Genomic DNA, 23,032 nt, shown 5'->3' on the forward strand with positions numbered 1-23,032 from the left:
GCCCCGATCGTCATGATTGGGGCTTTTTTTATTTCATTTGTACTCATGTACTGGTACAGTGCGTCACGTTAAACTGAACATGATTTTCTGGAGACAAGCGCAGATGGCGACACTCACTACCACAGCAACCCGGCCGTCCCTGTTTGGCGGCGTGGTGATTATCGGCGGCACCATTATCGGCGCAGGGATGTTCTCCCTGCCGGTGGTCATGTCCGGTGCGTGGTTCTTCTGGTCGCTGGCGGCGCTGGTGTTTACCTGGTTCTGCATGCTGCATTCCGGGCTGATGATCCTTGAGGCAAACCTCAACTACCGCATCGGCTCAAGTTTTGACACCATCACCAGGGATCTGCTCGGTAAAGGCTGGAACGTGGTGAACGGGGTTTCCATCGCTTTCGTACTTTATATCCTGACCTACGCCTATATCTCGGCGAGCGGTTCGATTCTGCACCACACCTTTAGCGAGATGTCGTTGAACGTTCCGGCGCGGGCGGCGGGTTTTGGTTTCGCGCTGCTGGTGGCGTTTGTGGTGTGGTTGAGCACCAAAGCGGTCAGCCGGATGACGGCGATTGTGCTGGGCGCCAAAGTGATCACTTTCTTCCTCACTTTCGGCAGCCTGCTCGGCCATGTGCAGCCGACCACCCTGTTTAACGTGGCGGAGAAAAACGCCTCATATATGCCGTATCTGCTGATGACGCTGCCGTTCTGTCTGGCCTCCTTCGGCTACCACGGGAACGTGCCGAGCCTGATGAAGTACTACGGTAAAGACCCGCGCACCATCACCCGCTGTCTGGTCTATGGCACGCTGCTGGCGCTGGGGCTGTATGTTATCTGGTTGCTGGGGACGATGGGCAACATTCCGCGTCCTGAATTTATCGGCATCGCGCAACAGGGCGGCAATATCGACGTGCTGGTGCAGGCGCTGAGCGGCGTGCTCAACAGCCGCAGTCTGGAACTGCTGCTGGTGGTGTTCTCAAACTTTGCTGTGGCAAGTTCATTCCTGGGTGTAACGCTTGGCCTGTTTGACTACCTCGCGGATCTGTTCAAGTTTGATGACGCCGCAATGGGGCGCTTTAAAACCGCATTGCTGACCTTTGTTCCGCCTGTTGTAGGCGGTTTGCTGTGGCCGAACGGGTTCCTCTATGCCATCGGCTACGCGGGCCTGGCCGCGACTATCTGGGCGGCAATCGTTCCGGCGCTGCTGGCGCGCGCCTCGCGTAAACGCTTCGGTAGCCCGCAGTTCCGCGTATGGGGCGGGAAACCGATGATTGCGTTGATCCTGATTTTTGGCGTCGGCAACGCGCTGGTGCATTTCCTGTCGAGTTTTAATCTGCCGCCGGTGTATCAGTAAAATTTCCTCTGACCCTCTCCTTCACCAGAGGGGGTCGTCAACTGAAGCGTGCATTTTCGCTCCCCTCTCTGTGTTTATATTCATAAGCAATAAAATCCATAAAAACCACAAACAAAATTTGAACATCATTGCAACAAAAATTAAACATCAAAGCCTATTATGTCTTCACCAATCCGTGGGGAACAAAGGCACAAGCTGTTTAATGCACTAATGGTAAGGCTCCTTCCTGAAAATTAACGCTGCATAAGGAGTACGATGTCTATGACTTTAGAAAAACAGGCCGGTATCCAGTTTTCCGGTGTGACAAAGCGGTTTCCTGATCGGGATGGTGCGGAGAGAACCGTCTTGCACGACGTGAACCTGACGGTTGAACCGGGAATGTTTTGCGCGGTTGTCGGACCGACGGGCTGTGGTAAATCGACAACGCTGACGCTAGCTGCTGGACTGTATCGTCCCACCGCTGGCGTCGTACGCTTTTCGGGGCGTAATGTCGATGGGATCACCGATGGCGCCGGGTTTGTCTTCCAGAATGACGCGCTATTGCCGTGGAAATCGATACTCACAAATGTAGCATTAGGTCCCGTGTTTCGCGGTGTACCGAAAAAGGAGGCGCAGGAGCAGGCCCGTGAATGGCTGCGAACCGTCGGCCTTGCCGGTTTTGAAAATTATTATCCCTGGCAGCTTTCAGGCGGCATGCGTAAACGCGTCAGCCTTGCCGCAGCATTGATCAACAAACCGTCAATGCTGCTGATGGATGAACCCTTCTCAGCGCTTGATGTACAAACGCGCGCCATTATGTCGAATGAGCTCCTGGATTTATGGGAAAAAACGCGTCCTTCCGTGTTGTTTGTGACGCATGACCTGGAGGAGGCGATAGCGCTTGCCGACCGGGTGGTGGTGATGACGGCGGGCCCGGCAACGGTAAAGGCCATTTTTGATATCGACCTGCCAAGACCCCGCGGCGAAGTTCAGGCCATTCGTTTCCACCCGCGCTTTTTAGAACTCTATCAGCAAATTTGGCACGCGTTGCGTGAGGAAGTCGAACGCGCTTACGCACAAACCACTCTGCTGAAAACAGGAGCGGCACAATGAGCAAGATAGATCTGGACTCTCCCGGGGCCCCTTCGAGCCCGGCGGCGTTGACGCCGCAACAACGTGCGCAGCGGCGCAAACGTCATGTGTTACTGGGCCGTGCTGGAGTATTCCTGCTGATTATTGGCGGCTGGCAGCTCGCCGCAATGCTCGGCTGGCTGGATCCGTTCTTCTTTGGCTCACCAAAAGGGATCGTGCTGCGTTTATGGGACTGGGTAGTGCATGGTACGGCGTATGGGTCGATTTGGTTGCAGATCGGAGTGACCCTTGAAGAGTCTTTAATGGGCTTCGCCGTGGGGGTTCTCGGCGGCATTCTCTTCGGCGTTTTGCTGGGAGAAATCCCTTACCTGGCAGATGTATTCGGTCCCTACATCAAGATAGTCAACGCATTACCGCGCATTGTGCTGGGATCGATCTTCGTGATGTGGCTGGGGCTGGGGATGTCTTCAAAAGTCGTGCTGGCTGCAGTACTGGTCTTTTTTGTGGTGTTCTTCAATGCCTTCCAGGGCGTGCGTAGCGTAGATCGCAATTTGGTCGCCAATGCCCGTATTTTGGGCGCCTCAAGGTTTGATGTTGTTTTGCATGTTGTTTTCCCCTCGGCCATGACGTGGATTATCGCCAGCCTGCATGTCGCGTTGGGCTTTTCTATCATCGGCGCCATTGTCGGTGAATTCCTCGGGGCGCAAAAAGGGCTGGGGCTGGTTATCGCCACGGCGCAGAACACCTTTGATGCCAACGGCGTATTTGGCGCCATGTTGATCATTGGCGCTATTGCGTTGAGTGCAGAAGTGTTGATGTCCATCATCGAGAAGAGATTACTCTCCTGGCAGCCGCCATCGGCTGCTGAAAGTAATATGCCGGGCGTTTAACCTCGTTTCATCTCGTTTTTCCATGTTATTTCAATAAACATATTGATTATCAGGAGATTAGAGCACTATGAAGATATATTTCAACATATCAGCGTTAGCCTTAGCGGCAGGGCTTTTCAGCGTGCATGGGATGGCGGCAACCGGCGCTCTGCCTCAGGTCACCATGATGGTGGGCGGTATTGATAAGCAAATTTATCTGCCTTACCAGCTGGCGCAGAATCTGGGGTTCTTCAAGAAATACGGCGTCGATATGCAGTTAAGCACGGAACATAGCGGTGGCGTTGGCGCGGAGGAGGCGATGTTGTCAGGTCAGGTTGATATGTCGGGAGCCTGGTATGAGCACACCATCGAATTCCAGCAAATGGGTAAAGAGGTTATCGACATTGTGCAACTTAGCGGCGCGCCGGGCGAACGTGAGATGTGTACGACGGCTTCAGGCGTTAAGACTCCCGCTGACTGGAAAGGTAAAACGGTTGGCGTCACCGACCTGGGGTCGGGGACTGATGATTTGACACTTTATCTGGCGACCCGCCATGACCTGCCGTCAAAAGATTTTACCCGTGTGGGCGTTGGCGCCGGACCCACGCTGATTGGCGCTTTACAGCATGACAGGATCGTCTGCGGCATGACGACACAGCCCACCGTGAATGCCATTGAGAAAATGAAGGTGGGTTATTCGGCAATCGATCTGGCCACTGGCGACGGTGTTAAAAAATGGTTGGGAGGCTATCTCCCCTCAGCCAGTGTGCTGGCGCGTGCGGATTGGGTAAAAGCGCACCCGGCAGAGACGCAGGCGGTGGTCAACGCGATGGTGGCGACGATGCGTTGGATCAGCACCCACAGCGCCGCGGAGATTGCCGATCATCTGCCAGCCGATTTTGTCAGCAACCCGCTGTCAACGCGTGAGGAATACATTAACGCGCTGACCAAAGACAAAGGACAATTTTTGCCTGACGGCATGATGCCGCAAGGGGGACCAGAAACAGTCCTGAAGATAGAGCAGGCGGTAGGTAAGATAACGAAACCGGTGAATCTTGCGACGACCTATACCAATGCGTATGTCATCAAAGCCAACACAATGCTGGATGCCGAGGCGAAAGCAGGCAAATAAGATAACAGGCATCGTGGCCTGAGTTATCAGACCACGATACTTTCCAGCTTCTCCGGAGGAAGGAGCGCATTGCATTACCCCAGCAGCGCTTCCTTCACCTCCATCGCCAAATCAAACGAATGCAGACGCGCCTGGTGATCGAAAATCTGGCCGTTAACCATAATTTCATCCGCCTGGGTTTCACGCAGGACGGCTTCCAGCCCATGGCGCACTTTCGCCTTATCGCCGACCAGCGACATGCTCAGCGCCTGCTGCACGCCGTACTGTTCCGGGGCGGACCAGAGTGAGTGCATATTCTCTACCGGCGGCGGAAGCTGCCCCGTCTCGCCGCGACGCAGCTTCACAAACGCCTGCTGCATAGAGGTAAACAGGAACTCCGCATCGCGGTTGCTGTCGGCGGCAATGATGTTGATGCACACCATCGCGTACGGTTTTTCCAGGCGCGCAGAGGGCGTGAAGTGTGTGCGATAGAGGTGCAGGGCCTGATGCAGCATATCCGGCGCGAAGTGGGAGGCGAAGGCGAAAGGCAGGCCGAGCTGTGCCGCCAGCTGCGCGCTGTAGAGACTGGATCCCAACAGCCATACCGGGATCTTCTCGCCGAAGCCGGGCACCGGACGCACGTGCGGATTCGGATCGCGGGCGTCAAACCAGTCTACGAGTTCTGCGACGTCGCGCGGAAAGCTGTCGATATCGGCGCTCATATGGCGGCGCAGCGCGCGCAGGGTCGGCTGATCGCTGCCCGGAGCGCGGCCAAGCCCTAAATCAATGCGGCCAGGGTAGAGGGTATTGAGCGTACCAAACTGCTCGGCAATAACCAGCGGCGAGTGGTTCGGCAGCATGACGCCGCCGGAGCCGAGATGCAGCGTCGTGGTGTTGGCGGCGAGATAACCTATCAGTACGGACGTCGCCGCGCTGGCGATGCCGACCATATTGTGGTGTTCCGCCAGCCAGTAGCGATGGTAGCCGCGTTTTTCCGCGAGACGAGCGAGACTCAGAGAATGCGAGAAAGCCTCTTTGGCAGAGGCTCCCTGTGGGATCGGCGCCAGATCCAACACCGAAAACGGAATGTTTTTGTCAGTCATAACAGCTCACTTTGTCGACGGTATATTGGTTAATAGTGCATTAAAAAATAGTAACCGTTGTTAACAAAGCGAGCTTTTATTATGCCTGCAGTTCCAGCCCGGCGAGGCGTTTCCAGTAGCCGTTGCAGTCGCTGTTTGCCGTCAGCGGCAGCGGCGCCGCCCCGTTTTCGTTGGCGCGGAAGGCATCGAGCATCGCAAAGGTTTCACTTCCCAGCGGCGACAGACGGACCATGTCGACCAGTCCCTGCATGGAGGCGAGCTCGTTGCCGAGGTTATAGACATAACCGCTCATGGTCTGAATACCGTTAAGCACAAATACCTGCTGATTTTCCTGCGACAGCACGCTGCGGCCATTCGGGTACTTGATGCAGCAGGTTTCGCACTCGTCTTTCGGGAGGTCTTCCGAGCGGGCGGTAAAGCAGCGCGCGGAGTACGCCAGCGGCAGGTGACCGTAGCTCAGCACTTCCACCTCAAACTGATTGCGGATCCCCAGCTCATCACACTGATTAAGCAGATTGACCAGCCAGTCCCGGGACAGCTCGACCGGCATACACCAGCGCGCCATGCCCTGTTTGAGCAGCAGGCGCAGTGTGACGGCGTTATAGCAGTTCAGTGCGTGCCCGGCGACGAACGGCAGCTTGCGCTCGGCGCACAGATTCACCACGCCAAGATCGCTGGCCTCGATCAGAAATTCGCCGTTGTCGACATAGCGCTTCAGCTCGCCCAGTTCCGACGACGCCTGTACCAGCGCAAGGGTCGAAAGCACGACCTGCTTGCCGCTACCGGCCAGGCTTTTCGCCATCTCAAGCCAGTCGCCGACTTTGGTGCCGCGACGCTTGCTGCAGACCGCCTCGCCGAGGTAAATCACATCGGCGCAGCTGTGCGCCGCCTGCTGGTAAAAGGCCTCCAGCGTCTCTTTTGACCAGTAGTAGAGCACCGGTCCTAATGAATATTTCATCGCGTTACCTACTGCCATTTACGGTGATATGCGCCAAGGGTCGTCTGGGTACCTTCGGACATCGAGCCCAGCGTCTCCATCCACGCGGACTGCGGGACAAAGTTCTGCGGATCGGCCATACAGCGGTCAATCGCCTGACGCCATACTTTGGCGACCTGGCTGACATAAGCCGGGCTGCGCTGGCGACCTTCGATTTTCACTGAAGCGATATTCGCCGCCAGCAGCTCAGGCAGCAGTTCCAGCGTGTTGAGGCTGGTGGGCTCTTCCAGCGCATGATAGCGCTCGCCGTCCACCAGATAGCGGCCTTTGCACAGCGTCGGATAACCCGCGTTTTCACCCTCCTGGTAGCGGTCGATCAGCACGTCATTGAGGCGTGATTCCAGCCCCTGCGGCGTTTGCTGCCAGCGAACGAAACGGGCGGGCGAGCAGGCGCCGACGGTATTGGGCGACTCCCCTGTTAAATAAGAGGAGAGATAACAGCGTCCTTCCGCCATAATGCACAGGCTGCCGAACGCAAAAACTTCCAGCGGTACTGGCGTGGCGCGCGCGAGTTGCTTAACCTGATGGATGGACAATACGCGTGGCAGTACAACGCGCGCGACGTCAAAGTGGCGATGGTAAAAGCGAATCGCCTCTTCGTTAGTGGCGGAGGCCTGGACCGACACGTGGCGTTCAATATGCGGATAGCGCTCAGCGGCGTATTCCAGCATCGCGAGGTCGGCGAGGATCAGGGCGTCGGCGCCGAGCTGCGCGGCCATATCCACCGCGCGCTGCCAGCGGGCGTAGCCGTCGGGATGCGCAAACGTATTAATGGCGATGTGCAGCTTGCGGCGATGCTGATGCACAAAGTTGACCGCTTCCTGCAGTTTTTTTTCGGTGAAGTTAAGACCGGCAAAGTGGCGGGCGTTAGTATCATCTTTCAGCCCGATATACACGGCATCGGCACCGTTTTCGATGGCCGCCTTAAGCGCCGGAAGATTTCCGGCAGGGCAGAGCAGCTCCATAATATTTCCTGAAGGCAGCGACCCGCAGGGCCGCAGAATTGTTAACGAACTGGGATTTTAGTTAACCCATCGGCGACAATTTTTGATTTGAGGCAGTTAAAAGCGTATTGATGACGCTAATAATGGGTACAGGCTCTTACAGAATTGTTGATTTACGCCGCTATGTCGTTTATCTGATATGGCAAAATAACAGGACTTTTGCATTGAGGGAGTAAAGCTCGTGTTGGATAAACTGCGTTCGCGCCTGGTACAACTGGGCCCGACTCTGATGAGCGTACCGGTAAAAATGACGCCGTTTGCGTTGAAACGTCAGGTGCTGGAACAGGTATTGAGCTGGCAATTTCGCCAGGCGCTGGCTGACGGGGAGCTGGATTTCCTTGAAGGCCGCTGGTTAAGCATTGAGGTGCGCGACATCGGGCTGCGGTGGTTCACGTCCGTTGACCACGACAAGCTGGTGGTCAGCCAGTCCGCAGAGGCCGATGTGAGCTTCAGCGCCGACGCCAGCGATCTGCTGATGATCGCGGCACGCAAACAGGATCCGGACACGCTCTTTTTCCAGCGCCGTTTAGTGATTGAAGGCGACACGGAACTGGGGCTGTATGTCAAAAACGTGATGGACGCCATTGAGCTTGAGCAGATGCCGAAAGCGCTTCGCGTCATGCTGCTGCAGCTGGCGGACTTTGTGGAAGCGGGGATGAAAACTCCTTCGCCAACCAGACACACATCGGTAGGTGAGCCATGCTGATACGAGTGGAAATTGGGATTGACGCGCCGGGGATAGATTCCCTGCTGCGTCGCGCCTTCGGGGGCGACGCAGAAGCAAAGTTGGTACATGACCTGCGTGAAGACGGCTTAATTACTCTTGGCCTGGTCGCCACAGACGACGAAGGGCAGGTGGTCGGCTATGTGGCCTTTAGCCCAGTGAGTGTTGAAGGCGAAGAGCTGCAATGGGTCGGGCTTGCGCCGCTGGCGGTGGACGAAAACTATCGCGGGCAGGGCATTGGTCGCCAGCTGGTGTATGAGGGGCTGGATTCACTCAATGAGTTTGGTTATGCCGCCGTGGTGACGCTTGGCGATCCGGCGCTGTATAGCCGTCTGGGCTTTGAACCCGCGTCCCGCTTCGACCTGCGCTGCCGCTGGCCGGACACGGAAGCCGGGTTCCAGGTTCACCGCCTGGCCGACGATGCCCTCAACGGCGTTCACGGTCTGGTGGAGTACTGCGATCATTTCAATCGCTTTTGAGTTGCGCCAGCAGCATCTCAACGGTGTCATCTCCGGCGACGAGGCGCTCTTTCTGGCGCTTCGTCAGCTGCTTAATACGGTACTCGATCCGCAACGCTAGTGAGTGTTCACCCACTTCGGCGGAAAAGGCCAGGCTGAGTTCACCCTTGCCGCGCAGGGCCTTGGCGCCTTTCCCTCGCTGATGCTGTTCTACGCGGCGTGCGACATCCGTTGTAATGCCGGTATAGAGGCGATTATCCGCCGTACGAATCAAATAGACGAACCAGCACACGCTATGACTCCTGTGTTAAGGTGACCGCACCATAGCACGCAGGAGAGGAAAAATGGAATCACTGGCTGCCATCAGCCGTTGGCTGGAGAAACAGCACGTCGTCAGCTGGAGCGTGGCGCAAAACGGCGAGCTATGGGCGGCCTGCGCGTTTTACCTCTATGACCGCGAAAAGGTCGCCTTTTACCTCCTGACGGAAGAAACCACGCGCCATGCCCGGATGAGCGGCAAACGCGCCCCGGTTGCAGGCACCGTCAACGGCCAACCAAAAACCGTGGCGCTGATTCGCGGAGTACAGTTTCGCGGCGAGATCCGCCTGCTGGAAGGCGAAGAAAGCGAAAGGATGCGCGAGCGCTACAATCGACGTTTTCCCGTCGCCAGAATACACCCGTCGCCAGTGTGGGAAATTCGTCTTGATGAACTAAAATTTACAGATAACACGCTGGGTTTTGGCAAAAAGATCCATTGGCTACGCCAGGAGTAAACCATGGCAAATGTACTGATTACCGGCGCAACGGGGCTGGTTGGTGCTCACTTACTGCGTTTACTGCTGCGAGAGCCGGGTATTACCTCGATAACGGCGGCGACCCGACGCCCTATGCCGCCGATGCCAGGCGTGACTAACATCCATAACCCGCAGCTCCTGAAAGCGCTGGAGCAGGTCGAGGGGCCTGTCGATATCGTGTTCTGCTGCCTTGGCACGACCCGACGCGATGCGGGCAGTAAAACCGCGTTTATTCATGCCGACTACACGCTGGTGATAGAGACCGCGCTGGCCGGACGGCGCCTGGGCGCGACGCAGATGCTGGTGGTCAGCGCCATGGGCGCCAATGCCCGTTCGCCGTTTTTCTACAACCGGGTAAAAGGCGAAATGGAGGGGGCGCTTATCGCGCAGCGCTGGCCGAGCCTGACGATTGCCCGCCCGTCGATGCTGTTAGGCGAGCGGAAAACCCACCGGCTTAACGAATCTCTGCTGGCGCCGCTGTTTCGTCTGTTGCCGGGAAACTGGAAATCGATTGAGGCGAAAGATGTGGCGCGGGCGCTACTGGCCCAGTCGCTATCGCCGGGAGAGGATGGCGTGACTATTCTGCCCTCCGCCCGGCTTCGCCAGATGGCGGCCCGGCAGCATGCTGCCGGGTAGTGAGCGTTATTTGATGTAGGTAAATGCGGTGGTGACGTGCTTCACGCCGCTCACCCGGCTGGCGATATCCGCCGCCGCTTTTCCTTCGCGGTCGGTCACCAGCCCCATCAGGAACACTTCGCTGTTTTCCGTGGTGATCTTCACGTTAGAGGCCTTCACCTGATCAGTGCTGAACAGCTGTGAGCGCACTTTGGTGGTTATCCAGGTGTCGGAAGAGGTGGTGCCCAACCCGATCGGCTGACCCTGGCGGATTTCGTTATACACCTCGCTCGTTCCTTCCACGCCCATCGCTATCTGTTTGGCGCGGGAGGTCAGGTCCGCAGACGGCGACTGGCCGGTCAGCAACACTTTGCCCTGATAGGCCATCACGTTGATGCGCGCTTCTTTCTTAATTTGTGCATCTTTTTGCAGGGTGTTGTTCACGCGCAGTTCAAGCGTGCTGTCATCCACCTGAGTACCCACAGAGCGTGGGTCGGTTGCGGCTTTTGTGCCAACCGCCGCAGTGCCAACGACCGCCGCCGCGAGACATCCCTGCAGCAGCAGAGCGGAAATAAGGACTGCGAGGGGCGCTAATGCCTTCATAGGTACTCCTTAATCGTCCTGGTGTGGGAAAAGGGTGTTATCAATCAGATCGCAAAGACAGTTCACCGTCAGCATATGCATTTCCTGAATACGCGCGCTACGGTGAGACGGAATACGGATTTCCACGTCCTGCTGGCCCAGCAGGCCAGCCAGCTCCCCGCCGTCATACCCGGTCAGCGCGACAATGGTCATATCGCGTGTCACCGCCGCTTCTACCGCTTTGACGATATCGCGACTGTTGCCGCGGGTCGAAATCGCCAGCAGTACGTCGCCCGCATGACCGAGCGCACGCACCTGCTTGGCGTACACTTCATCATGGAGACGGTCATTGGCGATGGCGGTCAGCACCACATTATCGGTATTCAACGCAATGGCGGGTAAACCGGGGCGCTCTGTCTCGAAACGGTTGATCATGCAGGCAGCAAAATGCTGTGCGTTGGCGGCGGAGGTGCCATTGCCACAACAGAGGATTTTGTTGCCGTTCAGTAAAGATTGCACCAGCGTCATCGCCGCCCGGGAAATGGCGTCCGGGAGTGCTTCTGCTGCTGCTATTTGGGTTTGAATGCTTTCCGTAAAGCAGGCTTTAATTCTGTCGAGCACGATTTCCCTTAAATTCTGTAGTCAGGCTATTCGCCAAAGGCATTTTTGAACCATTCGATTCGACCGCCGGTGAAGGCTACCACATCGAACCGGCAATCCACAGTCTCAAAACTCCCATTGTGGCGGGCAAGCCACAGGCGGGCGGTGTGTAATAGTTTTATCTGTTTGCTGCGGGTTACGCTTGCCGCTGCGCCACCATAGCATGCCGACGCCCGATAGCGCACTTCGACAAACACGGTAATCGCACCGTCTTTCATTATAAGGTCGATTTCGCCGCCGCGGGTGCGTACATTGGCGGCGATAAAGCGTAAGCCGTTACTCTCCAGCCAGCGACGCGCCTGCTGTTCCCACGCGTCGCCGGTCTGTTTAGAACTTAACTGGCCGGGACGATTTGCCCCTGCTGGTATTTGAGCCATGACAACTTCCTGTTGATCACACAATCCGGATTAGCGGTTAGATCGCCCGTGTTGCCATTAAGTTCAAATCCAGGGACCTGACGCATCTGCGAGAAGTTGTTCGCCAGCGCCCAGGCATCGACGCCCATGGCATACAGACGAGCCAGCGAGTAGTCATTATGCACGGCGCTCAGCGCCTGCTGCATCAAGGCCGGGTTGCTGCCGGCCAGCATCGGGATTTCGCTATACTGCAAACCGTCCATTTCCAGACGGAAATCCGGGCCTGCGGTTCCCTGCGCGCTACGGGAGCTGGCGTACAGCGTGACGCCGCCGTCCTGGCTGCCGTTACGCATGGCGATCATCGGCTTGAGATAGGCAATCTCTTCCGGCGTCGCCACGATGTAGGCGGCGTCGATTTTACCGCCTCCGGTGATCTGCGCATCGCTCGGCGGCGCCGGGATGTTCAGACCGCCGATAGTCACGCCCTGCTGCTGCGGCAGGCTGGCGGTGATCGGGCTGCCGCTCAGCGCAATGCCGCCGCCGCCATTGACGCCCATTTTCAACTCAGCGGTGGAGCCAAATTTTTGCTGCAGCACAATACCGCCGCCCAGTCTCTGCCACTCCTGGGCAAACGCTGTGGCCACGCGATCGCCGAGCGCGCTGCGCGGAAGCAGCAGCAGCGGCGCCTGTTTGCCCTGGTCGTGGATATGGCGCGCCGCATCGCGGGCTTCATCCTCTGGTGAGAGGGCGAAATAGCAGATATTCGCGCGGTTTTCGACGTGTTCCGGCTGGTTAAGCGCCAGCACGTTCAGGCTGGTATTACTTTTCGCCAGCTCATCAACGTTATTTTTCAGCAACGGGCCGACCACAATCGAAGCGCCATCCTGCTGCGCCTGGGCGAGGAGCTGGTTCAGCGGCGCCGTGGTGGTATCGTAAATTTTCAGCTCGGCCGAAGGGTTAGCCGCGGCGGTGGTGACCGCCTGCGGAGCGACAGAAACCGTTGGCTGGGCGGCAGGCGCTACCGGAGTCGCGGTGGCTGGCTGCACGGTGTTTGGCGCCTGTACGGGTTGCGCCTGGGGGCCTTGCGGCGCCTGTACTGGTTGAGTGGGCGTTGCGGCAATGACCAGGGCGGACGCGGCCGGTTGCTCGCTGGTCAGATCGCTGACTTCAGCCTGCGCCGGGCTGACGACGTTGCTGTTCGCCGCCTGCGCCACCTGCTGAGGAACCGCGCTGCCGCTTACCGTGTTGACACCGCCGTTCTTCGCGGCTTCAAACCCCTGCTGGATAGTGCGGCCAAATACCGCCGCCTGGCCGTTTAACGGCAACAGCAGGGCGATTTTCGATGTTGACGCCGGTTTGAAGCTCTGGACGTTGGTCAGTGGCGTAGGCAGCATTTTCGCGCCCGGGTTCTGCGGATAGCGGGTCTGCCAGTCTTTAATGGCGGCTTTCATCATATCCGGATCGTTGCGGTTGTCGAACCACACGCGCTGCAGATCCAGCCAGCCCTGCAGTACATTTTCATCGGCATTAATAACCAGCGCGCTCGCCTGCTCTTTACTCATTGACGACAGCGCCTGCCAGGTGGCGTCGATGTTTTTCTGCTTCTCCTGCGGCGAAGCCAGCAGCGGCTCTTGCGCGATCAGCGCGCGCAGCAGCGGCAGGGAGGGTTTTCCTTGCTCCGCGGTAATCGTATCCTGCCAGAAGCGCGCCTGCTGGTTAGCGTCAAGCGTTGCAGGCGTGATTTTCGCAAGCTTCGCCTGCGCGCCGGCAAAATCTTTCTGGCTCAGCTTGAGTTCAACCGCCAGCAGAGATTGCTCCTGCCGCTGCGCGTCGTTCAGATTCTGCGGCAACTGGCCGAACAACGCCATCGCCTGCTGGCTTTTCCCTTCTTTCAGCAGTGCACGAATGGCGAGTAATTGCCAGTTGGTCTTGCTATCATCTGAGCTTTGCTGCATCTGCTGCAGGTAATAACCTGAATCAGCCTGCGCGCTACCCTCAAGTTGGGCGGTGCTTTGCTCGGCGCTCTTCTGAGTGCCACAGCCGGCGAAAAGAAACGCTGCCAGCACGACGGGCAAGCAACGCGCGGCTTTAGAACGACGAAATGTTGACGGTACCATACGTATCCAGTGATATTTTTTAGCTCAATGCTCAATATTAAATCGGCAATACGGACTAAACAATGAAACAACGCGAATCTGCGGACAATTCTCAAGGTCAGCTTTATATTGTGCCTACGCCCATCGGCAACTTGGCTGACATCACCCATCGCGCGCTTGAAGTGCTGCAAGCTGTTGATCTCATTGCTGCTGAAGACACCCGTCATACCGGTTTACTGCTGCAACATTTCGCGATTAATGCCCGTTTATTTGCGCTGCACGACCATAACGAGCAGCAAAAAGCAGAAACACTTCTGGTGAAGCTGCAGGAGGGGCAAAACATTGCGCTGGTGTCCGATGCCGGAACGCCGCTGATTAACGACCCGGGCTACCATCTGGTGCGTACCTGCCGCGAGGCCGGTATTCGCGTGGTGCCGCTGCCGGGGCCGTGCGCGGCGATAGCAGCGCTGAGCGCGGCGGGGTTACCGTCCGATCGCTTTTGCTATGAAGGTTTCCTGCCCGCGAAATCCAAAGGGCGCCGCGACACGCTGCGCGCGTTGGAAAACGAACCCCGCACGCTGATTTTCTATGAGTCTACGCACCGGTTGCTGGAAAGTCTGGAGGATATCGTCGCCGTGCTGGGCGAATCCCGCTACGTGGTACTGGCCCGCGAGCTGACAAAAACCTGGGAGTCGATTAACGGCGCGCCGGTGGGCGAACTGCTGGCGTGGGTGAAAGAGGACGACAACCGGCGTAAAGGCGAGATGGTGCTGATCGTCGAAGGTCACAAGGCGCAGGAAGAGGAACTGCCCGCTGAAGCGCTGCGTACGCTGGCGCTGCTGCAGGCCGAGCTGCCGCTGAAAAAAGCCGCCGCGCTGGCCGCCGAAATCCACGGCGTGAAGAAAAACGCGTTGTATAAGCACGCGCTGGCGCAGCAGGGCGAGTAATCCATGAGCCGCTATCAGCCTCCGTTCGTCATTACGGCTTCAATACTCAACAATGTTGTTGAAATTGGCGAATTACTCGGGCTCTGGGCGGCTCAATCCGGTCGTGTTTCTCCGCTTTTGCGTAAAGAAAAAGACACCCGAAGGTGTCTTTTGCCCTGTTCAGAAGAAACCACGTTACCTGACGTAATGCGCCTCGTCATAAAAACAGGTGGCGTTGGGATGAAGCCAAAGAAAGGACGCAGGCAGGGCAGTGGTGACGTTCTCTTCGCACAGCGCCGTAAATGCGCCCTGTTTGCCTTCCCCGGCAACCAGCAGGAACACGGTTTTGGCGGCGAGGATATTGCGTAAACCCAGCGTTATTCCCTGCGTAATGGGCTGATCTGCATTTTTCAACATCTCGTGCTGCCGGGTTTGTTCATCCAGTTGGGCAATATGACAACCGGGCGTCAGGGCCGCATTCGGTTCGTTCAGCCCCAGGTGCCCGTTTTTCCCGAGCCCCAGAAGGCAAAAATCCAGACCGCCATTACCTGCGATCAACGCTTCAATCCGGCGGCATTCCTGCGGGTTGGCGTGTGCAGGATCAAACGAAATGAAGCGCTCATTCTGGATGTGCAGGGGCTGGATAATATGCCGTTGTAGAAAATGCTCACAGCTGCCGGGATTATCTGACGATATTCCCGCCCATTCATCCAGCTTAACGAACGTGATTTGACTGACGTCCACCGCCTGCTGCTTTATCTTTTCTACCAACTGTTGATACACCAGCAACGGGGTTGCCCCCGTGGCTAAACACAGCGTGGCGTCTGGTTTCTGACGCATCAGCGCTAGCATACTGTCGCACACCGCGGCACTGAGCGCGCGGTAGTCCGGGTATGAACGAAAGCGTAGGGTATTCATTTAGAGGATCCCCAATGCGGAACCGGCAATAGCCAGAACAAAAGTGGCGGCAATAAGCAGCACCGGGTGCGCTTTTTTAGCTCGCAGCAGATAGTACATCAGCAGTGTATAACCCATTGGCAGGATATTCGGAAAGACTTTGTCAAAGAAGTCCTGCTGGAGGGCGACATTGTGCGTGGCATCGATAGCAAAGCTCGTCACGACGTTAATATGAACATACGAGGCAATCAGCCCGCCAATCACCGTTATCCCGAGGATGGTTGCTGAACGAGCAATCATCTGCGAGTTTTCCCGAACTTTATCAATCGCCTTTATCCCCACGGAGTAGCCGACATGTGTCCATCCCACACGGAGGAAGAAAATGGCCAGGTAAACGGCAAAGAATAATATAGGCCCCAGTAGATTTCCCTGACTGGCGAATGATGAACAAATACCGGCCATAATCGGCAGCAGGGTAAACCAGAAGATAGCGTCGCCAATACCGGCGATAGGGCCAAACAGCGCGACCTTCAACCCTTTAATCGTACTGCGATCTTCTCCTTTTTCCTCCATGGAGATGAGTAGCCCCATCAGGAAGCCAACGAGATTTGGGTGCGTGTTAATAAACTCAAGGTTGTCTTTCATTGCGGCGCTCAGGCCCGCTTTATCATTTTTGTAGATCTTCTTGAGTAATGGCAGCATTGCCCAGGTAAAACCGCCCGCCTGCATGCGCTCGTAGTTAAAACTGGCCTGGAGCAAGGACGAACGAAATCCCAGCCGGGTAATGTCTTTTTTACTGATCTCAGATTCCATTGCTGTAATCCTCTTCTTCATTTTTGCGGGCTTCAGGCTGCGGTTGGGCGGCGGCTTTCGCTTTGGCGTTGAAATACTCATAGACGGCAAACCCTGCGCCAAGTACCGCGACCGGCAGCAGGTTATTGACCTGGATGTAGCAAACAAACAGGAAACCGGCGATGAGGTAAGGAATGTACTGAGCCTTAAACATGACGCGCAGCAGCAGGCCAAAACCCACGGCGGGGAGGATTCCCCCAGCCACTTCAAACCCGTGCGTCAGCCAGCCCGGCATCGCTTTCACCAGCGCCTGCATTGCGCCCTGCGCCAGGTACGTACACAAGAAGGCGATAACGGCATAGGAGCAGGCGACAATAAGCGTTGTCGTCCAGTTAAGTCTGGCGAAGGCGGCCGTGTTGGCCTCTGTTGCGCAGTTATCCGCTTTGGCCATAAAGAGCGAAAAGGCGGAATAGAAAAACAGAATGACATACTGCATCAGCAGGCTGAAGGGGAGCCCAAGACCAATCGCGGTTTTAGCATCGACGCCGGTCGACCAGGCAATGACGGTCGTCATTACCCCGGCCATAATGGGGTTCGGGGGTTGCACGCCGCCTGCGGGCGTTAACCCGGCGAAAGCCAGTTCGGTCAGGCCGCCAGTAATTAAACCAATATTAATATCGCCCAGAATGGCGCCTGTGAGCGTACAGACAATAATGGGACGAAAAAGAAACAGCGCTTCCAGCCAAAAATCAATCCCCAGGAAAAAAACGAGGGCTGCGAGCGACAAGCCCTGGATAAGTGTTATTTCATGCATTTTATCGCCTCGTAATAATCATGCTGCTTATGTTGTGACCGAGACTGCCCGTTAGTCAGGAATCCCTTCCCGGGTATCTCCAGGGACATCCTGGATAAACACATTCACTCCGCTGCGTTTGAGGAATCGCAGGTCGTTCAAATCGCTGTCGTTGACGTAAACCTTGCTGCTTATCTGCTTTTTCCCTTCGGAGAAATGCATGTTGCCGACGTTGACGTCTTTCAGCGGCACGCCGCCTTCTATCAGCTTTCTGACGATGGCGGGGGTACGGCAAATAAGGAAAATTTTCTGGTGAGGGGCGGCTTTCGAAATAATATTGATGGTTTTCTCAATGGAGAAAAAACGAATGCCGAACCCGTAGGTATCGGCAGTCATCCCCATCAGTTTCTGTTGGATCTCGTCTTTAGCGACATCGTCATCGACGACAATCAACACGTTCGCGCCAAGGGTCGATGTCCAGGTCACGCCGACCTGACCATGCACCAGGCGATTATCAATTCGGGTTAATAAAATATTCGGTGTACTCATGAGTGTTATTCCTTAAATCGGCGTTGGCCTGAGTCCAGATTCAGGCCAGTTACCGGATGATTTACAGCATGTCACGGGTCTCTACGGTTAACCGGTTCATTGAACCGCACACGCGGATTTTGCTACGCACGACGTCTTTCATGGCATCCATGCCGACACGCATGTAGTAACGCGGGTCGTTTCCTTCCGGGTTGTCCTTAAACCAGGCTTTTACCGCACCGGCGAACGCGATTTTGAGCTCGGTCGCAACGTTGACTTTGCACACGCCAAGCTCAATGGTGCGGCGGACGTATTCGTCCGGTACATCGCTGGCGCCGTGCAGCACCAGCGGAACGGAGACCACTTCGCGGATTTCGCCAAGGCGCTGGAAGTCGATCTTCGGACGGTGCGGGTACAGGCCGTGAGCGGTCCCGATGGCGACCGCGAGGCTGTCGACGCCGGTCTGCTCAACGAAGCGGCGGGCTTCCTGCGGGTCGGTCAAAAAAGCGCTCCCGGCGTCGACGCTCATGTCGTCTTCCATACCGCCCAGACGGCCCAGCTCGGCCTCTACGCTGCAGTCATTCTGGTGGCAGAAATCCACCACCGATTTCACCAGTTTCACGTTCTCGGCGAACGGGAAATGGCTGCCGTCAATCATGGCGCTGCGCACACCGGCGTAGACTTTACGGCGGATATCATCCAGTGATTCATGGTGGTCAAGATGCAGCGCCAGCGGCATGTCGTAGCTTTCGGAGTAGGCGCGGCACAGCGCGTAGATCTCTTCGAAGGCAATGTGCTTGTAGGTGCCAGGCGTACCGGCGAGGATCACCGGCGACTGCATCTCTTTACAGACTTCGAGGATGGCCTGAATGGTTTCGGCGTTGTGGATGTTAAACGCCGGAACGGCATAGCCGTGTTTCTGCGCATCCTGCAGCAGATATTTGGTCGAGATAATGCCCATGCTATGCCTCCTCCGGGGTCCAGGGGTGAATGACGACGCCCTTCACGACGCGGTTGACGGTGCCGCTGGCGGAAGGCGTATCCGGTGTGATGCCTGCTTTGATGGACTCGGTCAGGGCAAATACCTGCGCATACATCAGGAAGCAGAAGGCCTGCTCAACGTCGATAAACGCGCGCGCGGCGGGCAGAATAATGTGCGGACCGGCGGTGACTTCCGCGTCGGCGGCGGCGGAAATCGCGACCACGCGCATCGCCTGGTTGTCACGGCGCAGCTCGGCCAGCAGGTCGAGGTCGTACTGGCGGGTGTAGGGGTGTGAGGAGACGAACACCACCACCAGCGTTTTGTCGTTAACCAGCGATTTCGGGCCGTGGCGAAAGCCGGTCGGCGAGTCATAAAACGCGGCCAGTTTTCCGGCGGTCAGCTCCAGCACTTTGAGCGAACATTCACGCGCGGCGCCCTGTAGCCCGCCGCTGCCGAGGTAGACCACTCTCTGCCACGGGGAATCACCGAAAACGCCGTCGCTGAAATCCCCCAGTGAGGCGATGATTTCCTCGCAGCGACGCGCAACATCGTCAAAGCGGCGGCGGTTGATCGACTCCGGGGCGAACACGGCGAGGCAGCTTGCCATCATGGTCGAAATGCTGCTGGTCATCGCAAAGCCGCGGTCATGGGTTTCGGCGGGCATCAGCAGCGGCCAGGCGCGATCGTCGTTCACGGTGTTTTGATACAGCGCACCGGCTTCATTGCAGGTGATGATCAGGTGGTGGCACTGTCTGACGCACTGGTTAGCCAGGGAGACGGCGGCGACGCTTTCCGGGCTGTTGCCGGAGCGGGCAAAGGAGATAAGCAACGTAGGCTGCGTTTCGTGAAGATAGTCGACCGGGTTAGTCACCAGGTCGGTCGTCGGGACGGCGACAAAATTTTTCCCGGTATGGCGAGAGAGCCACGGCGAAATAATGTCGCCGATAAACGCCGATGTCCCCGCGCCGGTCAGTATGATTTTCAGCGCCGGGTCTGCCAGAAGGGGGGAAAGAAAAGCATCCAGGCTCGCACGCTGCTGCTCAATGTTTTTCAACGATGCTCTCCAGCAGTTGGGCTGCTGGCGGATCTCTTTTTCAGTCCAGGTTTGTGTTCCGGTAGGGCACCCGGTCAGGGTTTCACTCATAACATCATCCTTCATCAAGGTATTTCACTTCAGAAAGCTGGTGGTGCCTTTGCTTTCTTTCGTTTTGTTTCTCTTTACTGATATTGTCGTTAGCTGGAATTTATTAAAAAGAAAACGAAAGGTCAATATCGAAAAGAGAATAAAACGAAAACAGTGATCCACGGAACAAAAGAAAAATGAGGTTGTGCCGATGGCATGAAAAGGAAAAGAAAGGAATAAAAAGGCATGCCGTCGTCATACGGCATGCAAAACGTCATGAAAAAGAGGCTACAGGGGGAGAGCCTGACCGTGAATCCAAATGTGTTGCACAAAAAGAGCGCTGTTGAGGGCGATGAGGCTGGCACGCTTGCCGATGGCAATCGACCCTAACCTGTTGTCAACGCCCGGCATTCTGGCCGGGTGCAGTGATGCCGTATGAATGGCGTCCAGCAACTGGGTCATATGCCTTCACCCATCTCGCAGTCTTCTTCACGGTGGCGGGCCAGTTCGTCCACCAGAGAGGTCAACCCGCGGTGTCCGCACTCCAGCGCCTGAAGACGAAATTCTTCGCCGCTCAGCCCGTCGCGCTCCAGCGCCATTTCCAGCAGCAGCTGCAGGTTGGTGCCAGTGATCACCTCATAACCTGGCGTTTGCATGGCGAGCGTCGAGGAGACCCGAAACGGCGTACCGCCGAGCAGGTCGGTCAGGAAGACTATCCCTTCGCAGTCGCTCAGGGTTTTCGTGGCCTCCGTCAGTTGCGCCGTCAGTAGCGCAGTGGTGGAGCTTTCCGGGAAATCGACCGCCACAAACTGCGGCTGCTCGCCGAGAACCTGCTTCATGGCTTGCGCCAGGCCACTGGCGAATCCGCCGTGGCCGGTAAGAATAATGCCTAACATCATGCTCCCTCGTGATTACAGGAAATGCGCAAATTTACCGACAATGCCCAGAACGACGGTGATGCCGATCAGGCGCAACGGGCTCCAGCCACGGCGTACCAGCCAGAACATGGTCAGGGTATAGACCAGCGGCAGGAAGGCAGGCATCAGCTTATCAATCACATCGCTTTGCAGCTTAACGACGGCGTCGCCCGCGGTAATTTCCAGCGTGGTGGCGAGTCGTACGTAGGTCGCCACCAGCGCGCCAATGACCGTCATCCCGACGATGGATGCCGCATGGCCGACCTTTTTGGTGTTGGCTTTGATAAGCGGGATAGCCGACACCCCCATCCGGTAAGCATAGTGCGCCAGACCGAAGCGCAGGCCCAGATGCACGACGTTAAACATCACCAGGAAGACAATCGCCCCCAGAATCGAGCCCTGCAGGGCAAGGCTTGCGCCGATACCGCCGCAGATGGGCAGCAGCGTCAGCCAGAACATAGCGTCACCGATGCCGCCCAGCGGGGCGCCGACGGCGATTTTGGTGCTCTGGATGCTGTTGACGTCCTGCTTGGAGCGCTCCATCGCCAGAATAATGCCGATAACAAAGGTCACCAGGAACGGGTGGGTGTTAAAGAACCCCATGTGGCCCTTCATGGCCCGCGCCAGGTCGCGCTTGTTGGTATGGATCTTCTTCAGCGCCGGCAGCAGCCCGTAAAGCCAGCCGGAAGCCTGCATACGTTCATAGTTAAAAGAGGCCTGCAACAACATGGAGCGCCACGCGACCCGGTTGATGTCCTTTTTGGTTAACTCCGCGCTGAGCTTCTGGTCTTCATACATGTTTTCATTTACGCCGGTAAGCAGCGTCTGTTCGCTGTCTGCGGCTGCTGGCAGTGTGGTGTGGTTAGATGCCATCTTCGAATTCCTCTTCTTGCTGTGCGCGAGTAGCTGCAGGTTGCGGGTCCTTACGGAGCAGGTCGATCAGCGCCATGGCCAGCGCGGCGGCGGCAATGGCCAACACCGGAAGCTTCAGCCAGGCTGCCGCCACAAAGCCGATAATGAAATAAGGGATGTACACGTTTTTCATCATGATTTTCAGCAGTACGGCGAAGCCGATAGCGGGCATGATGCCGCCCGCGACGCCCAGACCGTCAATCAGGCGTGCAGGCAGCACGTCGATGGCGGTTTTGGCGTGTTCCGCGCCGAAGTAGACAGGCAGAAACGCACAGAGGAAATAGAACGTGCCCAGCGCCAGCAGCGCGAGGTAGTTAACCCGCTCAATCCCGTTGGCGTCGGCGTTAGCCGCCATGCGGTCGCAGCGCGACATCACGCCGGACATGACGGAGAACAGGAAGGTAATGCCCATCTGCACGGCGACGGCGAACGGTACTGCAACGCCTACCGCGACGTCCGGCTTCACCCCGGTGGTGATAGCAAACGCCGTCCCGACGATGGTGCCGATAATCACGTTAGGCGGCTGCGCCCCGGCCAGCGGTGCCAGGCCCATCCAGACCAGCTCCAGGGTCCCCCCGGTAAGAATACCGGTGTGCAGGTCGCCCAGAATCAACCCGACCAGCGGCCCAAGCACCACCGGGCGGTGCATGTGGGTCAGGCCGTTAAACATATCCAGGCCCGCGATAAAGGCGAGAATGCCCAGTGCGGCTGCCTGTAACAAACTGATTTCCATCGCGATCTCCTTCAGAGTAGTTTAAACAGATCCTGCGCGGGTTCTGTCGGCACGCCCTGGACAAAGCAGGCGACGCCCGCGCTTTTCAACCCGTTGAATGCCGCAATGTCGTGGGCGTCAACGGACACCGTTTTGGCGATTTGCTGCTTGCCGTCGGCGTAGTGCATGTTGCCGACGTTGATCCGGGTGACGGGGACGCCGCCCTCAACCAGCTTCAGGAAATCCGCTGGCGTTCTGCACACCAGCAGAATTTTTTGGCGGTCGGCCGCGCGGTGGATGTTGTCGATCACCTTTTGCAGAGACCAGAAGCGAACGGCGATACCTTCCGCCAGTACCATTTCCATCAGATTTTGCTGTACCGGGTCTTCGGCCACCTCATCGTTGGCGACCAGCACCAGGTTCGCGCCCGCAAATCCTACCCACTGGACGCCAACCTGACCGTGAATCAAACGCTCATCAATACGACTTAAGACAATATTTGGCATAACGTAGTCCTTCGCTTTTATTATTCGTTGTTACCCTGACAGGCGGTGTGATACTGGCGTATAACGTCCTGAATATGGTCGATAATTAAGGCATGCGGCGTGGCGGCGATATCGCCTTCGCGCACGCGGGTGTACTGAAGCGGCAGATACTGGCTG

28 protein-coding genes and 2 pseudogenes are annotated in these 23,032 nt (G+C 57.0%); 10 read left to right on the plus strand and 20 right to left on the minus strand.

What is annotated here, in order from left to right; translation table 11 throughout:
• Window positions 1–103 precede the first annotated feature (103 nt).
• From mtr to JO226_RS06605, 4 genes are all read left to right on the plus strand, one after another.
• Window positions 104–1,348, plus strand: a complete 1,245-nt coding sequence (gene mtr, locus JO226_RS06590; RefSeq protein WP_293535810.1) for a tryptophan permease — start codon at window positions 104–106, stop codon at window positions 1,346–1,348.
• Window positions 1,349–1,603: 255 nt separating this feature from the next.
• The gene (locus JO226_RS06595; protein WP_293535812.1) at window positions 1,604–2,440 is read left to right on the plus strand and encodes an ABC transporter ATP-binding protein; all 837 of its coding nucleotides are present in this window, start codon (window positions 1,604–1,606) and stop codon (window positions 2,438–2,440) included.
• Window positions 2,437–3,309 (plus strand): ABC transporter permease, encoded by an 873-nt coding sequence (locus JO226_RS06600; RefSeq protein ID WP_293535814.1) that lies wholly within the window; start codon window positions 2,437–2,439, stop codon window positions 3,307–3,309. The genes JO226_RS06595 and JO226_RS06600 overlap by 4 nt, the downstream gene beginning before the upstream one ends.
• A 67-nt stretch (window positions 3,310–3,376) precedes the next feature.
• Window positions 3,377–4,420 carry an ABC transporter substrate-binding protein gene (locus tag JO226_RS06605; protein WP_293535816.1) on the plus strand — a complete coding sequence of 348 codons (1,044 nt, stop codon included), beginning with the start codon at window positions 3,377–3,379 and terminating at the stop codon, window positions 4,418–4,420.
• 74 nt (window positions 4,421–4,494) lie between these two features.
• Here the strand turns inward: JO226_RS06605 and JO226_RS06610 are convergent, their stop codons facing one another.
• The 3 genes from JO226_RS06610 to JO226_RS06620 all read right to left on the minus strand — a co-directional run bounded on the left by JO226_RS06610 (window position 4,495) and on the right by JO226_RS06620 (window position 7,464).
• Complete coding sequence (locus tag JO226_RS06610) at window positions 4,495–5,502, minus strand: luciferase-like monooxygenase (RefSeq protein ID WP_293535818.1); 1,008 nt, start codon at window positions 5,500–5,502, stop codon at window positions 4,495–4,497.
• A gap of 79 nt (window positions 5,503–5,581) precedes the next feature.
• Window positions 5,582–6,460 (minus strand): U32 family peptidase, encoded by an 879-nt coding sequence (locus tag JO226_RS06615; protein WP_293535820.1) that lies wholly within the window; start codon window positions 6,458–6,460, stop codon window positions 5,582–5,584.
• An 8-nt stretch (window positions 6,461–6,468) separates the two neighbouring features.
• A complete protein-coding gene (locus JO226_RS06620; RefSeq protein WP_293535822.1) occupies window positions 6,469–7,464 on the minus strand; it encodes a peptidase U32 family protein in 996 nt (331 codons plus the stop codon).
• A 220-nt stretch (window positions 7,465–7,684) separates the two neighbouring features.
• On the opposite strand from JO226_RS06620, the gene JO226_RS06625 reads away from it, so the two are divergent.
• Window positions 7,685–8,209, plus strand: coding sequence for an SCP2 domain-containing protein (locus JO226_RS06625; RefSeq protein WP_293535824.1), 525 nt, complete (start codon window positions 7,685–7,687; stop codon window positions 8,207–8,209).
• On the plus strand, window positions 8,203–8,706 hold the full coding sequence (locus JO226_RS06630; RefSeq protein WP_293535826.1) for a GNAT family N-acetyltransferase: 504 nt from the start codon (window positions 8,203–8,205) through the stop codon (window positions 8,704–8,706). Before JO226_RS06625 ends, JO226_RS06630 begins: the two co-directional genes overlap by 7 nt.
• On the opposite strand, the gene JO226_RS06635 is transcribed toward JO226_RS06630, so the two are convergent.
• The gene (locus JO226_RS06635; RefSeq protein ID WP_293535828.1) at window positions 8,693–8,977 is read right to left on the minus strand and encodes a GIY-YIG nuclease family protein; all 285 of its coding nucleotides are present in this window, start codon (window positions 8,975–8,977) and stop codon (window positions 8,693–8,695) included. The genes JO226_RS06630 and JO226_RS06635 overlap by 14 nt on opposite strands.
• A gap of 52 nt (window positions 8,978–9,029) precedes the next feature.
• On the opposite strand from JO226_RS06635, the gene JO226_RS06640 reads away from it, so the two are divergent.
• Together JO226_RS06640 and JO226_RS06645 are read left to right on the plus strand one after the other, a co-directional pair.
• Window positions 9,030–9,458: a YhbP family protein gene (locus JO226_RS06640; RefSeq protein WP_293535830.1), complete on the plus strand. Its 429-nt coding sequence runs from the start codon at window positions 9,030–9,032 to the stop codon at window positions 9,456–9,458.
• A 3-nt stretch (window positions 9,459–9,461) separates the two neighbouring features.
• Window positions 9,462–10,115 (plus strand): NAD(P)H-binding protein, encoded by a 654-nt coding sequence (locus tag JO226_RS06645; RefSeq protein ID WP_293535832.1) that lies wholly within the window; start codon window positions 9,462–9,464, stop codon window positions 10,113–10,115.
• A 6-nt stretch (window positions 10,116–10,121) separates the two neighbouring features.
• On the opposite strand, the gene dolP is transcribed toward JO226_RS06645, so the two are convergent.
• From dolP to JO226_RS06665, 4 genes are read right to left on the minus strand one after another with little or no spacing between them, the layout of a single operon-like run.
• Window positions 10,122–10,697: a division/outer membrane stress-associated lipid-binding lipoprotein gene (gene dolP, locus JO226_RS06650; RefSeq protein ID WP_293535834.1), complete on the minus strand. Its 576-nt coding sequence runs from the start codon at window positions 10,695–10,697 to the stop codon at window positions 10,122–10,124.
• 9 nt (window positions 10,698–10,706) lie between these two features.
• Window positions 10,707–11,297, minus strand: coding sequence for a DnaA initiator-associating protein DiaA (gene diaA / locus JO226_RS06655; RefSeq protein ID WP_013364579.1), 591 nt, complete (start codon window positions 11,295–11,297; stop codon window positions 10,707–10,709).
• Window positions 11,298–11,323: 26 nt separating this feature from the next.
• Window positions 11,324–11,713: a YraN family protein gene (locus JO226_RS06660; protein WP_293535838.1), complete on the minus strand. Its 390-nt coding sequence runs from the start codon at window positions 11,711–11,713 to the stop codon at window positions 11,324–11,326.
• The gene (locus tag JO226_RS06665) at window positions 11,671–13,809 is read right to left on the minus strand and encodes a penicillin-binding protein activator (RefSeq protein ID WP_293535840.1); all 2,139 of its coding nucleotides are present in this window, start codon (window positions 13,807–13,809) and stop codon (window positions 11,671–11,673) included. Before JO226_RS06665 ends, JO226_RS06660 begins: the two co-directional genes overlap by 43 nt.
• Before the next feature lie 62 nt (window positions 13,810–13,871).
• Here JO226_RS06665 and rsmI point away from each other — a divergent pair, with 62 nt between their 5' ends.
• Window positions 13,872–14,735: a 16S rRNA (cytidine(1402)-2'-O)-methyltransferase gene (rsmI, locus tag JO226_RS06670; RefSeq protein ID WP_293535842.1), complete on the plus strand. Its 864-nt coding sequence runs from the start codon at window positions 13,872–13,874 to the stop codon at window positions 14,733–14,735.
• A gap of 3 nt (window positions 14,736–14,738) precedes the next feature.
• Window positions 14,739–14,864: pseudogene (locus JO226_RS06675) on the plus strand (Fic family protein); the annotation flags it as partial.
• Window positions 14,865–14,909: 45 nt separating this feature from the next.
• Here JO226_RS06675 and JO226_RS06680 read toward each other — a convergent pair.
• The 12 genes and pseudogenes from JO226_RS06680 to JO226_RS06735 form a co-directional block, all read right to left on the minus strand.
• A complete protein-coding gene (locus JO226_RS06680; RefSeq protein ID WP_293535844.1) occupies window positions 14,910–15,632 on the minus strand; it encodes a galactosamine-6-phosphate isomerase in 723 nt (240 codons plus the stop codon).
• On the minus strand, window positions 15,633–16,424 hold the full coding sequence (gene agaD, locus JO226_RS06685; RefSeq protein WP_293535846.1) for a PTS galactosamine transporter subunit IID: 792 nt from the start codon (window positions 16,422–16,424) through the stop codon (window positions 15,633–15,635).
• Window positions 16,414–17,217: a PTS galactosamine transporter subunit IIC gene (agaC, locus tag JO226_RS06690; RefSeq protein ID WP_293535848.1), complete on the minus strand. Its 804-nt coding sequence runs from the start codon at window positions 17,215–17,217 to the stop codon at window positions 16,414–16,416. Before agaC ends, agaD begins: the two co-directional genes overlap by 11 nt.
• Window positions 17,218–17,268: 51 nt before the next feature.
• Entirely contained in the window at window positions 17,269–17,745 is a 477-nt protein-coding gene (agaB, locus tag JO226_RS06695) for a PTS galactosamine transporter subunit IIB (protein ID WP_293535850.1), read from the minus strand.
• Between the two features lie 61 nt (window positions 17,746–17,806).
• Window positions 17,807–18,685 carry a tagatose-bisphosphate aldolase subunit KbaY gene (gene kbaY / locus JO226_RS06700; protein ID WP_293535852.1) on the minus strand — a complete coding sequence of 293 codons (879 nt, stop codon included), beginning with the start codon at window positions 18,683–18,685 and terminating at the stop codon, window positions 17,807–17,809.
• A 1-nt stretch (window position 18,686) separates the two neighbouring features.
• Window positions 18,687–19,850, minus strand: a complete 1,164-nt coding sequence (locus JO226_RS06705) for an SIS domain-containing protein (protein WP_293535854.1) — start codon at window positions 19,848–19,850, stop codon at window positions 18,687–18,689.
• Between the two features lie 267 nt (window positions 19,851–20,117).
• Window positions 20,118–20,276 (minus strand): annotated as a pseudogene (locus JO226_RS06710) (amidohydrolase family protein); the annotation flags it as partial.
• Between the two features lie 11 nt (window positions 20,277–20,287).
• Complete coding sequence (gene agaF / locus JO226_RS06715) at window positions 20,288–20,725, minus strand: PTS galactosamine/N-acetylgalactosamine transporter subunit IIA (RefSeq protein ID WP_293535869.1); 438 nt, start codon at window positions 20,723–20,725, stop codon at window positions 20,288–20,290.
• 15 nt (window positions 20,726–20,740) lie between these two features.
• On the minus strand, window positions 20,741–21,619 hold the full coding sequence (gene agaE, locus JO226_RS06720) for a PTS N-acetylgalactosamine transporter subunit IID (RefSeq protein WP_293535856.1): 879 nt from the start codon (window positions 21,617–21,619) through the stop codon (window positions 20,741–20,743).
• Window positions 21,609–22,391 carry a PTS N-acetylgalactosamine transporter subunit IIC gene (gene agaW, locus JO226_RS06725; RefSeq protein WP_293535858.1) on the minus strand — a complete coding sequence of 261 codons (783 nt, stop codon included), beginning with the start codon at window positions 22,389–22,391 and terminating at the stop codon, window positions 21,609–21,611. The genes agaE and agaW overlap by 11 nt, the downstream gene beginning before the upstream one ends.
• 11 nt (window positions 22,392–22,402) lie before the next feature.
• Entirely contained in the window at window positions 22,403–22,876 is a 474-nt protein-coding gene (gene agaV, locus JO226_RS06730; RefSeq protein WP_013364592.1) for a PTS N-acetylgalactosamine transporter subunit IIB, read from the minus strand.
• A gap of 20 nt (window positions 22,877–22,896) precedes the next feature.
• A partial coding sequence (locus JO226_RS06735; RefSeq protein WP_293535871.1) for a class II D-tagatose-bisphosphate aldolase, non-catalytic subunit occupies window positions 22,897–23,032 on the minus strand: 136 nt, incomplete at its 5' end.

The sequence above is a fragment of the Pluralibacter sp. genome, assembly GCF_019237635.1.
GTDB lineage: Bacteria > Pseudomonadota > Gammaproteobacteria > Enterobacterales > Enterobacteriaceae > Enterobacter_B.